The organism is Shewanella inventionis (assembly GCF_019931735.1).
GTDB classification, from domain to species: domain Bacteria; phylum Pseudomonadota; class Gammaproteobacteria; order Enterobacterales; family Shewanellaceae; genus Shewanella; species Shewanella inventionis.
In genome coordinates this window covers 2,017,248-2,031,715 of the sequence record NZ_CP082926.1, presented here as the reverse complement: position 1 = coordinate 2,031,715, position 14,468 = coordinate 2,017,248, and the positions used below count along the sequence as shown (strand labels likewise).

The window sequence follows — 14,468 nt, the reverse complement described above, 5'->3', positions numbered from 1 at the left end:
TCTAACCTATTACCACAGGGATAAGGTTCACCATTTCAAGAAAAAAATCCATCATAGTTTGTACCAGCCAATGGCCTAAAAACATCAAGGCAAATAAGGTCACCAACAAGCGAGGTAAAAAACTCAAGGTTTGTTCGTTAATGGAGGTTGCCGCCTGAAAAACCGCCACGATTAAACCAATAAATAGGCCCGGCAAAATAATTGCCGACACTATCAGTACAATGACTGATAGTGCTTCTCTAAAAATATCAATGAGCGCTTCAGGAGACATAAATAGGCCTTATATGCCAAAGCTATTGGCTAATGTGCCCATGACAAGGCCCCAACCATCAACTAACACGAATAACATTATCTTAAACGGCAGTGACACAATCATGGGAGATAACATCATCATACCCATTGCCATTAAAATACTGGCGACCACTAAATCTAGCACTAAAAATGGCACAAATAACATAAAACCAATTTGGAAAGCGGTTTTTAGCTCGCTGGTAATAAACGCAGGGATCACAACACTCATTGGCGCCTGTTCAGGCGATTGAATATCTTTATAACCTGATATTTCAATAAAGGTTTGCAAATCTGTTGTACGCACTTGAGACAACATAAACGTTTTAATGGGCTCTTTGCCAACATCATAGGCCTGGGTGAGAGTCATAGTTTCGTTTACATATGGCTCAACAGCTTCGACATAAATTTTGTCAAACACTGGCGCCATAATAAAAAACGTCATAAACAAACTGATACCAATAAGCACTTGATTCGATGGGGTTTGCTGCAAACCTAACGCCTGCCTTAATATCGACAACACCACAATAATACGCGTAAATGATGTGAGCATTATCACCATTGCAGGAATAAAGCTCATTGCTGTCATAAGCAATAATATTTGCAAGGTTACAGAATACTCTGTCGCTCCGTCAGCACCTGTTGTTACAGTAACTGCGGGCAAGATGCCATCTTGCGCAAATACATCAGGGGTGACAAACAGCCCAACCATTGCAATGATGGTTAGCACCAACATACCGGTGTATTTAGTCATTACTGCTGTTCCTTGGCTTGTTTTAATCGACTCGCAAATGATGTTGTTGGAATGTCGACAGAATGGTCTAATTTATCAATAAGATTAATCTGTTGTGCTGTTACACCGAGCAAATATTGTTGACCGTTCACCTCAATCAACACCACTTTCTCACGTTGACCAATTGGGGTTACCGCAAGCGTTTTGACCACACCACCATTAGACGGAACAAGATTTAAGCGTTTAACGATATAAGCCAATACAAAGATTAGCGCCAATACCACAATTAACCCACCAATCATATTGGCTAGGGTTGCAGTATTAGACACTTCAGAAGTGCGGGTCAGTACAGCGGTAGTAGAAGCGTTAGGCACATCGGCATCGGTCAATGCTTGGGCCATCACACTGAGCATTGATATTATATTTGCCACTGTGATTCCTTGTGTTGTTAACGGCTAGCAAAACCAGTATCACACCAGTTTTGCTAACAATCATTATTTAAGCTTTTTAATCCGCTCAGTTTGGCTGATAACGTCAGTTAAACGAATACCAAATTTATCGTTTACAACTACTACCTCACCGTGGGCGATAAGCGTCCCGTTGACCATAACATCAAGTGGTTCACCGGCAACGCGGTCAAGTTCAACTACCGAGCCCTGGTTTAACTGCAATAAATTACGAATACTAATAAAACTGCGACCCACTTCCATTGATATGGTCACCGGAATATCTAAAATCGAATCCAGTTTAGCGGCTTCTTCCTTAGTAATTGGCTTAGAATCGTCAACTAATTCGTCAAGTTCAACTTGTTGCGCTTCTTCTAGGGCCTGCTCAGCCATTGCTGCTGCCCAATCATCACCCGTATCTTCTGTACTCATTTACATCACCTTATAAATCTGCAATATCCCGAGACTTACCTTTACGTGTCACCAGTTGTAGTTCTGATTTTACTGTTTCAGGTCGAGCTATTTTTTCACTGATTTTTAATGCTAAATTATCGCGTGACTTACCGAGTTTACAGCGATAAGTCGGTAAATCTTCAATTCGCATCAGAATATGTTCAGGTAATTCGATAGGAATAATATCACCTGCTTTAAACCCCATCACATCACGCAATGTCACTTCATGTTCAACAATATTGGCATCAAAGCCGACTTGAACATCCATAATTTCATCGCGAAGCGCTTGTGACCAACGCATATCGGTATCTTGTTTGTCACTTTGTACACCCGCATCAAGAAGCTCACGAATAGGCTCAATCATCGAATATGGCATAGTGATGTGAAAGTCACCTCCGCCGCCGTCAACTTCAATGTGGAATGAATTAATCACCACAACTTCAGTTGGACTTACAATGTTGGCCATTGCCGGGTTAACCTCTGAGTCTAGATATTCAAACTCGACATCCATGACCGGCGCCCAAGCATCTTTGTAATCTTCAAAAATAATTTTCAATAGTAATTGAACAATACGCCGCTCTGTTGGGGTGAATTCACGGCCTTCAATTTTGGCATGGAATCGACCATCGCCACCAAAGAAGTTATCCACCAATATAAACACTAAACGTGCTTCCATGGTGATAAGTGCTGTGCCTTTTAATGGGCTAAAACGCACCATGTTGAGGCTGGTTGGTACAAATAACGTATGCACATATTCGCCAAACTTAAGCATTTGAACGCCATTAATTGACACTTCAGCCGCACGGCGCATCATGTTAAACATGCTTATTCGAAGATGGCGGGCAAAACGCTCGTTAACGATTTCAAGCGTGGGCATACGACCACGGACAATTCTGTCTTGAGACGAGAAGTCGTAAGATCGCGCATCAGCACTACTCTCATCAATTTCATCTTCATCAACATCGTCTACACCATGCAGTAGCGCATCGATTTCATCTTGGCTTAATAAATCACTCACATCGTAGCCTTAGCAGTTAATGCATTTGGTTATTGCATCACAAAACCAGTAAACAGGACTTTCTCTACCACTTTTTTGCCCGTAACCGGTTGCAGCGTATTTTGCACATTAAGTAATGCTAATTGACGTAATTCGTCTTTACCTGCTTGAGTACTGAGTTTTTGCACATCAGCGCTACTAAAGGTTGTTAGCAATGCATCTTCAATTAAAGGAATGTGTTTTTTGGTTAAAATGCTGTCTTCTTCACCGCGCACCATCAATTGCACTTTAATCTCAACTAAACGCGCACGGTCTACACCGGGTAAGTTGAATAAAAAAGGCCTTGGCATACCAACATAATCAGCTTGTGCAGCAACGGCTGGCTCAGCAGTTTCAGTTTTAGGCGCATCAGGACTGTCGCTGTTAGCAGCTGGCTCATCAGAGCCCATAAAAAACCACGCTCCGCCTGCAGCTAATAGAATGACCACAAGACCAATACCACCAAATAACACCAATTTGTTCTTCTTTTTTCCGCCAGCTGCGGCATCTTCTAACTCTAATTCTTCTTCAGCCATAATGGTCCCCAACCAACAATGCGACTAACATGATGACAAACTCAATCACCCTTGTTATTAAAAAATTGTATTATCTCATATGTGTATAGGTTACCTGCTTAAGCATAATAATCTATAGCAGAATGTAAACTCCTTGATGTATTTGTCATCAAGCTAGCCTCTTGTGCTGATATTTCATCCAACTGTGCATCAGATGTGTGACCCTGTGACTCTGATTGCTCTTGTTGTTGATCTCGTCCCCCACCGCCTTGCGACACCTGGCTGTCTGTTAGTTGTAACCCTTCACTGGCAAGCATATCGCGTAAACGAGGGATAGCCTGTTCAACTAAATCACGGGTTTGAGATTGGGCAACGTTAAACTGTACCTGGGTTTGATCACCCTGAATTTGAATTTTAATCGTTAAATGACCGAGCTCTGGTGGATCAAGACGAATTTCAGCCTGCTGAATGCCATTGCTCACCATGGTGATTAATTGTTGCTTCATCACCGGTGAAAACTTCTGGATCATCTCCTGCATTTGCGCACCTGCCTCGCCTTGAGCTTGCGGCCTTAACGACAATTGAAATTGTGGTACGTCACTTTTATGTACAGGGGTAAAACTGCTTTGATTTTGAAGAGATTTGCTCTCAACCTCACTTGTATCGGAAAAAAACTCAAATCCGTCTGAAGCCGAATTAATGTTGACGGCCGACTCACCAACACGCTTTCCAGCAACAGAATCTAACACGACAGAAAAGTCAGCTTTTTCAAGCGATTTTACACCTGCTAGATCAGGCTGAATATTGCCATCAATACGACTTTTATCACCCAAAATATGTTGTGACTCAACAGATAAGCTTGATGTCATTAACGCTGCTGATTGTTGTGGATCATTTGCTGTTGGCTGCAATGCAGGATTCAGTTTTGCCGTGTTGCTCATATTCATGGCTTGGTTTGGGTTATGCACACTCGCGGCAAGCACATTGTCTAGCTCGCTTTGTTGGAGAGGATTAAGCACGCTACTGGCAATATCATCATGGGCTAACTCTGCCTGCGCTAATTCTGCCATCGCTAAAATAGATTCATCAATCACTGGAGCTTGTAAATTAAAGTCGCTAACTAGCTCGCTAAGTTCTTTTATATCAAGCGCTTGAAGTTCTTTAACTGAAAGTTGACTATAAGTGGTTAAACTGGATATTTGCTCAGAATTAAGGGTAGCGATGGCCTGTGAAGAGCTAGTAAAATGACTGTCTAGGTGGATAGTCTCTGTAAATAACTCATCGGCCTCAGTTGATGCTGAATCAGCAAAATCAATATTGTGTTGTTCAAGCGCGATTTGTTCAAGATCGATTTGCTCTAGCTCTATTGATGTGAGATTTAAAGGCTCAAGCTTTGTATCTATGACTTCAAGCTTTGTATCTACGGCTTCAAACTTTGTATTTATGACTTCAAGCTTTATATCTATGACTTCAAGCTTTGTATCTATGACTTCAAGGCCATTTTCAATGGGTTCCAATGTGAAGTTTTTTCCGATGTAATTGCCTTGCTTGTCAATAAGCGGCAATTCATTACCGTCACGATGATGGCGCTTCCCCAATGAGTCAGCCATATTCAGTTGAGCAAAAATCATCTCTGCATCAGTATTATCTTGCGATGATTCAGCACTTTCACTGAGTTCAACTTCAATATCTACATCTTCAATCTGTTGTTCTGCCTGCGCAGGAGCAAGCTCGTCTGCTGCAGGTTTAAAAGAGTTTTTTTGCTCACTCGCCTGATTAAAAACAGATAAGAATGACGTGTTTTCAACATCTTGCTTGCCAATCTTTGCACCTACATCAGCATTTTGATTGCTGTTGCTCAGTAAGATATTGCTCATCTGCTGCATAATCGGCTCCACTTATATCAGATCAAGTTTGGTGTGTTTTCATCACGCATTGGGCAGGCGACACAAATGGTGTTATCTAGCCTAACAGCACTCAAAATGGCAAATATACCCGCTCTGATCACTGTCACTTCCATGACGAATATTTTCATTAAAGAGTATTAAGCAATTTAAATGCCATTTACGCGAATGTGTAAGACAAAACAATATTGGCAGGAGATAGAAAATAACTAACTGTTACTTTATTTTGTTTCTAAAATACTGTTGCATGGCAAACTCGTCAGACATTTTTTGCTCGCGCTTAGTCTCTGCAATTAAGGCTTTATCAGCTTTTTTGGCCAACAGCATTTCAACCGCTTTGCGCTTTTGCTGGGTTTCTTGCCAGTGCTGCTGGCGATATCCAAGTTGCTTTTCGCCGTCTTTTACCACGGCAAGTTGTTGGTTAATCGCTTGATCGACTTGTTTAATAAATTGATGAAATTGATGATATTGATTAGCACGCAATGTGGTGCCAGTATGGCCTTCCATTTGTTTCATGTAATCCAAACGGTAGTTATTTAATGCATCAAGTTGTCCTTGACGCTTTTGCCTCTCAAATTGAGCGGCTTTTAATTGCAAAGCCGCTTTTTCTTCTGCGGCAACCGCTAATTTGAGTACAGTAACTAAAGGATCCGTTTTAGCCATACATTAACCCTGACACTGAGCGGCAATTTGCTTCAGCATTGTTTTGCTGTCGTCAAAACTCACTGGATCTTTAAAGCCCTGACGTAAAAACGCATTCATAGCAGGTTGTAAACGGATCGCGTTATCGATACGCGGATCGCTGCCTTGCGCATAAGCGCCAATAGAAATCAAATCACGATTTTGCTGGTATAACGAATACATTTGTTTTACCCGGCGCATGGCTTCTAAATGATCTGGACTTATCACCATAGGGGCAACACGGCTAATTGACGCTTCCACATCAATAGCAGGATAATGCCCAGAGTCAGCCAGTTGGCGAGACAACACAACGTGACCATCTAAAATAGCCCGCGATGCATCTGCTATCGGGTCTTGTTGATCATCACCTTCGGTGAGCACTGTATAAAATGCAGTTATTGAACCTTGCCCTGGCCCGCCATTACCCGCTCGCTCTACTAACCTAGGTAACTTAGCAAACACAGACGGTGGATAACCTTTAGTCGCTGGCGGTTCGCCAACGGCTAACGCCACCTCACGTTGCGCTTGTGCATATCGGGTTAAGCTGTCCATTAACAGTAATACGTCATAACCTAAATCACGAAAATACTCCGCAATCCGAGTCGATGTTTCACAGGCCCGCAAACGCATTAATGGTGATGTATCGGCTGGAGCGGCAACCACAACCGAACGCGCGCGGCCTTCTTCGCCTAAAATTTCTTCAATAAACTCTTTAACCTCACGGCCACGTTCGCCGACTAACCCCACCACAATAATATCGGCGGTAGAGCCACGGGTCATCATCCCTAACAGCACACTTTTACCCACACCAGAGCCTGCAAATAATCCCATCCGTTGGCCTTTACCAACAGTGAGCATTGAGTTAATGGCCCTAACACCCACATCTAAAGGTTCGGTGATCGCTCTGCGAGATAAAGGATTAATGTTCGGCCCATGGCGAGCAGCTTGTTGGTCTGTGTTCAGTGGGCCTAAACCATCTAGTGGTAAACCACTGCCATCGAGCACTCGCCCAAGCAAGGATAAGCCAACATGTAAACTCGATTGTTCACCTAGCGGCTTAACTCGTGCACCAGGTAATACTCCGCGAAGCTCTTCAATTGGCATTAAATAGAGTAGTTTGTCATCAAACCCTACCACTTCGGCAACCAATTCTCCTGCCATGGTTTCGATAGAGCATAAACTCCCTACAGGTGCGCGGCATCCGGTCGCTTCAAGCGTCAACCCCACCACGCGGACCAATTGACCACTGGCAACTGGGCGCACTGGCGATACTTTTTTATGATGAACAGCAAATTTATTCAGCAGCTGTTGTTGACGAGACGTCATCCGTTATCCTTAGCGATATCATCTTGCTCAGTTGCTTCGACAGCCTCATCTTGCGCAGCGTCATCAGGAAGGGTTGCATCTTGTATGGAGGTATCTGAAGCCTGCTCTTGTTCGGCGGCCGTATCAGGTTTTGGGGGAGTATGTTGCTCATTAGGCGCTAACGATACTGCAGACTCGGCATCATCTGCTGGTTCATTGGCTGTAGAGTGCTTATAAGCAGATAAATCTTCAACTTCAGATACTTGATAATTCTCAGTGCTCAATTTGAGATGTTGAGCATTTTTAGCCAGTTGATTTGCCTGTGCGTCTAATTCACCAAATACTTGCTCAATGCGCTGCTCTACGCGCAAGTCTACCGACGAGCGAACGCTTTCTATAACACAATCGCCATTGGATAATGTGGGGTCAATATCGATTTGCCATTGATGCTGCTCAAGCTGTTCAGTTGGATAACTGTTCGACACGATTTCGGCATCGTGCTGATTTAAACGAAGCTTTACCACTTGTTCTTTTAGCGGCAGGGCGTCAACACCTTGACGAAGTGCAGTTAAAATATGATCAGGATGGGTTTTTAATTCATGGCCAATAACGGATTTAGCTAATTGTATTGTCATTGCTAACAACTCAGCTTCAATCTCAGCATCTAACACAGACAATGGCTGTTCAAACTGCCTGATCAATTGTGAAAGTTGTTCTATTAATTGATTAACCGCCACTTCTCCGGCTTCAAGACCTTGTTGCTCACCTTGAGTGAAACCTTCAGAGTGGCCTTGCTCTAAGCCTTCTAATCGCCCTTGCTCTAACCCTTGTTGGTATCCCTCTTGTTTACCTTGTTCAAACCCTTCTTGTTCTGCCGCGGCTCTGATATCTTCAATTTGCGCCATGGTTGGCGGAGACATTGATTTTTCAGGTGTGGTGGGCTTTGCCTGGTAAGGTTTTGAAGATTGACCAAACATGTTAGAAGGCTCTTGGCTAGTATCCCGTGTAATATCAGGAAGCTGCCAATGACTGAACTCAACCTCATCATCGACACTGAGGACATTTTTAGACGATTTGGATTCAGTCATAATCAATCACTTGTATTGTTGAATAAATTAGCTATTGGTAATAACGGCAATCAATTGCTATAAAGCCGTTTGGGCTTCACGATTATAAGAACTCGTCGCCACCGCCACCGCCTAACATAATTTCACCACTGTCGCTGAGACGACGCGCAATAGATAAAATCTCTTTCTGTGCCACTTCGACTTCACTGATACGAATTGGCCCCATGGCTTCAAGATCGTCTCGTAATAATTCTGCAGCACGTTTAGACATATTGCCAAGAATTTTCTCTTTTAAGGCTTCGTCAGCACCTTTAAGTGCCTTCATAAGCACATCTTGCTGTACTTCACGTAACAAGGCCTGGATACCGCGGTCATCAACATCGATAAGGTTTTCAAACACAAACATCATATCTTGAATTTGCTGAGCCATTTCTTCGTCAGACTCGCGCATGGTTTCCATGATTTGACTCTCAATACCGGTATCGAGGTAGTTCATGATGTTTGCAGCGGCTTTTAAGCCACCCATTTTCGCCGCTTGAGCACCACCTTGACCAGCAAATTGTTTCTCCATAATGTCGTTCAACTCTTGCAGTGCAGCGGGTTGCACTTCTTCAAGATTGGCAATACGCATCATTAAATCTAAGCGGGTATTTTCAGGGAACTGGCTAAAAATCTCTGCAGCTTGATCGGGCTCAAGGTACGACAACACAATCGTTTGGATTTGCGGATGTTCGTTTTGAATAATGGTCGCAACTTGGCGGGCATCCATCCATTTCAACGAATCAAGGCCTTTAGCACCGCTGCCCATAATGATTTGTTCAATCAAATTACCGGCTTTGTCTTCGCCTAATGCGGCGGTTAATGCTTTACGCACAAACTCTTCGCTGTTAAAGCCAATTGAAGAGAATTTTTGAATATCATCTAAAAATAACTTGTGCACACCAATGACTTTTTCCTGGCCAAAGTCATCCATTGCCGCCATCGCCATACCCACTTTTTGCACTTGCTTAGGCTCTAGGTGTTTTAAAATCGAAGCGGCGTCGGCCTCACTTAAGCTGAGAAGCAAAATCGCGGTTTTTTCAACACCAGTCAATGACTCTGGGTCAAATGCTGCGGGTTTTGCTTTTTCTTTGTCTTTTTCATTAGCCATTGTCTTGTAACCAATTCTTAACTACTTGAGTGGAAAGCTCAGGCTCATTGGCCACGAGTGCTCTAATTGCTTTAATCATATCATCATCTTTATGCAAATTAGGTATTTGAATTGAACCATCATCTGCATAACTGTATTCAGCCTCTTTGGTATTAAGCATACCTAAGGTATCAGCAGCATATTGATCTTCAATTTCGGCCAACTCATGACCAGGACGTGTTTCGGCTGGCATGTCAGTGCCTTGTGGATTAGTCAGCTTTTTCAGCATTGGGCGAACCACAGCTAAAAACAACACTAAAATGAGCAATGCGCCTAACGCCAACCTAATTGCGCGCCAAAACCAGGGTTGCTCCCACATATCTGGCTCAGGTAACTCTTCAATTAACTGGTCCATAAATGGCACTGTTACCACCTCAAGTGCGTCACCACGTTGAGTGCTAAAGCCTACCGCGCCCTCAAGTAAACGACGAATATTGGTTAATTCTTCTTCGGTGCGTGGCACCCGCGACACTTGGCCATTTTCATCTACCTGACCCGGTTTAAAGTCAATCGCTACCGACACACTCACACGGCGCACCACACCAATTTGCTGGCGAGTATGGCTTATCGTTGTGTCTAACTCGTAGTTACGAGTCGCTTCTTTAGACATATCACCAGAAACAGTTGACGTCCCCGCCTCGCCTGCAACTTCTGGTATGTCTGATTCCATTGGCGGTTGATTGCTCAATGCACCAGGAATACCGCCAGAAGTTTGACCTGAAGAGTTACGTTCAATGGTCATTTCGCTTCTAATTGCGGGTAAGTCAGGTGAAAAGCGTTTCGCGGTTTGCTCTACTGCAGTGAAGTCCATATTGACATCCACTTGCGAGGTAAAGTTTTCTGGGCCTAAAATCGGCATTAAAATCGACTCAATTTTACGGCGATATTCTGCTTCTTTTTGTTGTACCAGTTCGAGCTCACGGCGAGCTCTCGCTGACGTACCATCCTGGCTACCTGAATTGAGTAAGCGGCCATTTGAGTCGGTTACTGTGACACGTGATGGTTCAAGCCCTTGTACTGCCGAGCCAACAATATCAACAATGGCGTCAATCTCTTCTTGGCCTAATCCGCCACGGCGCACATTAACAACCACAGTTGCACTCGGCTTTGAGGCATTACGGGCAAATACGTTCTCTTTTGGCAGGGCTAAAATCACTTTGGCACGGCTAATGCTTTTTAACTCTTCAATGGCGCGTGCTAAGTTTAACTCTTGGCTATGCTTTAAACGCGCTTGCTCCATTCGCTGGCTTACACCAAAACCACTGTCTTGACTTAAATAGTCATTTGTTTGAGTGCTGCTTTCAATACCTGCACGACTTAAGAGTAATTTCACATCTTGATATTTGTCTTCAGGTACTTTGACAACATCAACATTAATTTGATAATCAATTTGGTTTTTATCCAGTACATCAAGCACCTGGATCATTTCAGCCGTTTCCATTTTACCAAGCGGACGATATTCCGGCTCTTGCGCCCACATCATCACAAAAACAGCTAACGCAAGACACACAGCCAGCGCCAAAATCATGATCACCTGGCGCATCATGTCAGCCCCGCCGACGTTGCCCATTAGCCCAGACTTATTCTCTTGCTGGACTCCGGCGTCAACTGTTGAATCTGAACCTACCATTATGTCTGTGCTCACAATTTGTACCTGCTATATGTCTGATGTTTAAAATTACCTAGCGCTTAACACCCAAAGCGGCTAAACAGGCATACTCATGATTTCTTTATACGCTTCAACTAACTTGTTACGCACTTGCACTGTGGCTTCAAAAGCTACACCGGCTTTTTCACGGGCAATAACGGTATCTGATAGGGACACAGTCGTGTCGCCCATGTCTAATCGAGACGCTAAATTGGACGATGTTTGTTGCAATCCATTAACACTGCCCACCGCCTGCGATAATAACTGACCAAAATCGGCACCCGTGGTGTTATTGACTTGCTGCGTTAAGTTAGGAGCAATAGATGAACCAATAGAAGGGGCGATTTCGCCACGAAGCGATTGCATTTCTTGTAATAATGGATTGGCGCTGATCTGCATGATGTCACTCCCTTTCGTCGGCTTTTTGACGACAACAATAATCTTATAAGGAGTTAAAGCAATATAAATGCCAACATGTAAAATTGAAGGGAGTAATACCAACAAAAACAACTTATCGCATTAAATGCTGATAAGTTGTTTTTTTAAAATTATTTTAATCAGTAACTTAAAGTAAAACACGCGTGTATTACGCAGGTAGTTGAATACCCATATCACGCATTTTTGCCATTTTATAACGTAAGGTACGGGCACTAATGCCTAATTTTTCAGCGACTTTTTTTCGACTACCTTGACATTGATTTAAGGTTTCTAAAATAATCACATGCTCTTGTGCCTTAAGTTCATCACCTAAGCCCTCAACATCTGCTGATTTGGCATTTTCAGGTACATCATTTGCCAGTAGATTGACATCAGCAGAGTCAATAATAATATCATTAACACTTATCTCATCATTAACCCGCAAAATAAGTGCCCGCTGGATCACATTATCAAGCTCACGCACATTACCCGGCCAACGATGAGTTAATAAACGCCGACTGGCAGCCTCATCGAGTTTAGGCACTTCAGCCATATTTAATGCTTTAGCATGTTTAGCCAACAAATGGCGAGCAAGCGGTAAAATATCTGCCGGGCGTTGATGCAACGCAGGCCAGGTTAATGGAAACACGTTAATTCGGTAATATAAGTCTTCTCTAAACTCGCCCGATGCAGCCATGGCTTTAAGATCGCGGTTTGACGTGGCTAAAACACGCACATCTAACTTAATGGTTTTACGACCTCCTAAGCGCTCAACTTCACGCTCTTGCAATACGCGCAACAACTTGGCTTGTAGGCCAAGTTCCATTTCAGAGATTTCATCAAGCAATAACGTGCCGCCCTGGGCTTGTTCAAATTTACCCGGGCATGCTTGATAGGCACCGGTAAACGCCCCTTTCTCGTAACCAAAGAGTGTGGCTTCAAGCATGTTTTCTGGAATAGCTGCGCAGTTAATCGCAATAAACGGCTGACCATTACGTTGGCTATTTTGGTGAATATATCGTGCTAACACTTCTTTACCGGAGCCGCTTGGGCCCATGATCATCACAGAGGCATCAGACACAGCAACACGTTGTGCCAGCGCCAATAACGCTAAACTCTTGTCATCGGCCACCACAGGGTTGTCGTGGTTTTGTTTTAACGGTAAATAGCGAGAGACTTGATTTAGCAGCACTTCAGGCGCGAAGGGTTTGGCTAAATAGTCAACTGCACCAAGTTTCATTGCGCTCACGGCACTATTAATGGTTGCATAGGCAGTCATCAACAACACAGGTACTTTAGGCTGGTGTTGCTGCAAATAATTTAGCAAGCCCAAACCACCAATACCGTCCATTTGCACGTCTGAGATCACCATATCAAACTGATTTGCTTTTAATGCAATAATGGCCTCTTCTGCGCTGCTCACATCAACACATTCATAATGAGCTAATAAAAGAGTATCAAGTAATGCCTCACGTAAATCAGCATCATCTTCAACCAATAAAATATGTGCTTCAGCCATGTGTCACCTCCTGATGTTGTGCTTTTTTCCCATGGGGGAAAATCAATCGAATATGGCAACCCATACCGGGTTTGCACGATAGCTGAATTTGCCCACCATGATTACGCACAACAGATTGAACCACAGCTAACCCAAGGCCTGTTCCTTGACTTTTAGTGGTAAAAAACGGCTCAAGCACTTGCTTTTGCATCACAGGATCGAGCCCTTTGCCATTATCAATCACATCTAATAATAGGCCGACTGCAGTTTCACTTGCACAAACTTTAATTTTTGTCGCGCCTGCTTCAATGCTGTTCATCACCAAGTTATTTACTGCAGAACTTAACGCATTGGCGTTAGCTAACATACTTGAGTGTGACGTATCTTCCCACACTAACTCACATTGTTTTCTATCTGCTATTGGCTCACAACTGGCCATCACTTGGGTAATAATATCACCCATGTTAATCGACTCAGCCATACTGTCTTGACGACCTTTAGCCATTAGCAACATGTCATTAACTTGACGCTCTAACTCGTTTAACCTATCCACCAATTTAGACTGAAACTTTGTTCTTGCAGCCTCAGTTAATTTAGGGCTAGCTAAATTTGAGGCGTACAACAAGGCCGCAGATAATGGTGTACGCACCTGATGCGCTAGGGTTGCCACCATTTTGCCTAATGAAGACAAACGCTGTAAGTGTGATAAATTCTTTTGTAATAAACGGGTTTCAGTTAAATCTGTTATCACGATTAACTGCCCTGGCTCTGGTGCTAACGGCGTAATCGCCAATTTAACCCTACGGCCATTTTTAAGCGACACTTCATGGCCATCATCATCTTGTGGCGCAAATGCGCGATGAATAATGTCAAACCAACGAGCGCCCTGTAAAGGTCGGCCCAAAAGCTCAGTAGCAACAGGGTTAGCCAAGGTGACTACGCCATCGCCATCAATAATCACCACGCCTGACGGCATAGCCTGAAGAATATGCGCCATTTGATTAGACATATTGGCAGCCTTACTTGAATAAGCGCTTACCGCCGGCGTAAATACCGGCGCTTTAGCAAGCGCAATGCTTTGACGAATGGCACTGTCACTCGGCCGATAGTTTGGCCGAGACGCTGTATAACCTGTAGTAGTAAACGATGCTGTCATCGGCAACTCAACCTCCGCCATACGCGGATTTGATAACACTCGAGCTGAATACATGGCTACTCCGTCAAAAGAATTACATTTGATCAGCAAGATGCATTAAGTGTGCCAAGGTGAGGTTCTAGGGGCTAGGAA

Annotated in this window: 15 protein-coding genes; all 15 read right to left on the bottom strand. The window is 43.6% G+C overall.

Annotated features, from left to right (window positions below):
- Position 1 precedes the first annotated feature (1 nt).
- A complete protein-coding gene (gene fliQ, locus K8B83_RS09190; RefSeq protein WP_188737186.1) occupies positions 2–271 on the bottom strand; it encodes a flagellar biosynthesis protein FliQ in 270 nt (89 codons plus the stop codon).
- Between the two features lie 9 nt (positions 272–280).
- Complete coding sequence (fliP, locus tag K8B83_RS09185) at positions 281–1,042, bottom strand: flagellar type III secretion system pore protein FliP (RefSeq protein WP_223419688.1); 762 nt, start codon at positions 1,040–1,042, stop codon at positions 281–283.
- Positions 1,042–1,434, bottom strand: coding sequence for a flagellar biosynthetic protein FliO (gene fliO / locus K8B83_RS09180; protein ID WP_373284873.1), 393 nt, complete (start codon positions 1,432–1,434; stop codon positions 1,042–1,044). Before fliO ends, fliP begins: the two co-directional genes overlap by 1 nt.
- A gap of 81 nt (positions 1,435–1,515) precedes the next feature.
- Positions 1,516–1,899 (bottom strand): flagellar motor switch protein FliN, encoded by a 384-nt coding sequence (gene fliN / locus K8B83_RS09175; RefSeq protein ID WP_160054621.1) that lies wholly within the window; start codon positions 1,897–1,899, stop codon positions 1,516–1,518.
- Positions 1,900–1,909: 10 nt separating this feature from the next.
- Entirely contained in the window at positions 1,910–2,938 is a 1,029-nt protein-coding gene (gene fliM / locus K8B83_RS09170) for a flagellar motor switch protein FliM (protein ID WP_188737191.1), read from the bottom strand.
- A 29-nt stretch (positions 2,939–2,967) separates the two neighbouring features.
- The gene (gene fliL, locus K8B83_RS09165; RefSeq protein WP_223419682.1) at positions 2,968–3,492 is read right to left on the bottom strand and encodes a flagellar basal body-associated protein FliL; all 525 of its coding nucleotides are present in this window, start codon (positions 3,490–3,492) and stop codon (positions 2,968–2,970) included.
- A 98-nt stretch (positions 3,493–3,590) separates the two neighbouring features.
- On the bottom strand, positions 3,591–5,357 hold the full coding sequence (locus K8B83_RS09160) for a flagellar hook-length control protein FliK (protein ID WP_223419679.1): 1,767 nt from the start codon (positions 5,355–5,357) through the stop codon (positions 3,591–3,593).
- A 234-nt stretch (positions 5,358–5,591) separates the two neighbouring features.
- Positions 5,592–6,038: a flagellar export protein FliJ gene (fliJ, locus tag K8B83_RS09155; RefSeq protein ID WP_188737195.1), complete on the bottom strand. Its 447-nt coding sequence runs from the start codon at positions 6,036–6,038 to the stop codon at positions 5,592–5,594.
- A 3-nt stretch (positions 6,039–6,041) separates the two neighbouring features.
- The gene (fliI, locus tag K8B83_RS09150; protein ID WP_188737197.1) at positions 6,042–7,382 is read right to left on the bottom strand and encodes a flagellar protein export ATPase FliI; all 1,341 of its coding nucleotides are present in this window, start codon (positions 7,380–7,382) and stop codon (positions 6,042–6,044) included.
- Positions 7,379–8,449: a flagellar assembly protein FliH gene (gene fliH / locus K8B83_RS09145; protein WP_223419676.1), complete on the bottom strand. Its 1,071-nt coding sequence runs from the start codon at positions 8,447–8,449 to the stop codon at positions 7,379–7,381. Before fliH ends, fliI begins: the two co-directional genes overlap by 4 nt.
- An 82-nt stretch (positions 8,450–8,531) precedes the next feature.
- On the bottom strand, positions 8,532–9,578 hold the full coding sequence (gene fliG, locus K8B83_RS09140; protein ID WP_188737201.1) for a flagellar motor switch protein FliG: 1,047 nt from the start codon (positions 9,576–9,578) through the stop codon (positions 8,532–8,534).
- On the bottom strand, positions 9,571–11,250 hold the full coding sequence (gene fliF, locus K8B83_RS09135) for a flagellar basal-body MS-ring/collar protein FliF (RefSeq protein WP_188737375.1): 1,680 nt from the start codon (positions 11,248–11,250) through the stop codon (positions 9,571–9,573). Before fliF ends, fliG begins: the two co-directional genes overlap by 8 nt.
- 72 nt (positions 11,251–11,322) lie before the next feature.
- Complete coding sequence (gene fliE / locus K8B83_RS09130) at positions 11,323–11,664, bottom strand: flagellar hook-basal body complex protein FliE (RefSeq protein ID WP_188737203.1); 342 nt, start codon at positions 11,662–11,664, stop codon at positions 11,323–11,325.
- Positions 11,665–11,851: 187 nt separating this feature from the next.
- Positions 11,852–13,201, bottom strand: a complete 1,350-nt coding sequence (locus tag K8B83_RS09125; RefSeq protein ID WP_223419674.1) for a sigma-54-dependent transcriptional regulator — start codon at positions 13,199–13,201, stop codon at positions 11,852–11,854.
- A complete protein-coding gene (locus K8B83_RS09120) occupies positions 13,194–14,390 on the bottom strand; it encodes a sensor histidine kinase (RefSeq protein ID WP_223419671.1) in 1,197 nt (398 codons plus the stop codon). Before K8B83_RS09120 ends, K8B83_RS09125 begins: the two co-directional genes overlap by 8 nt.
- Positions 14,391–14,468: the final 78 nt, after the last annotated feature.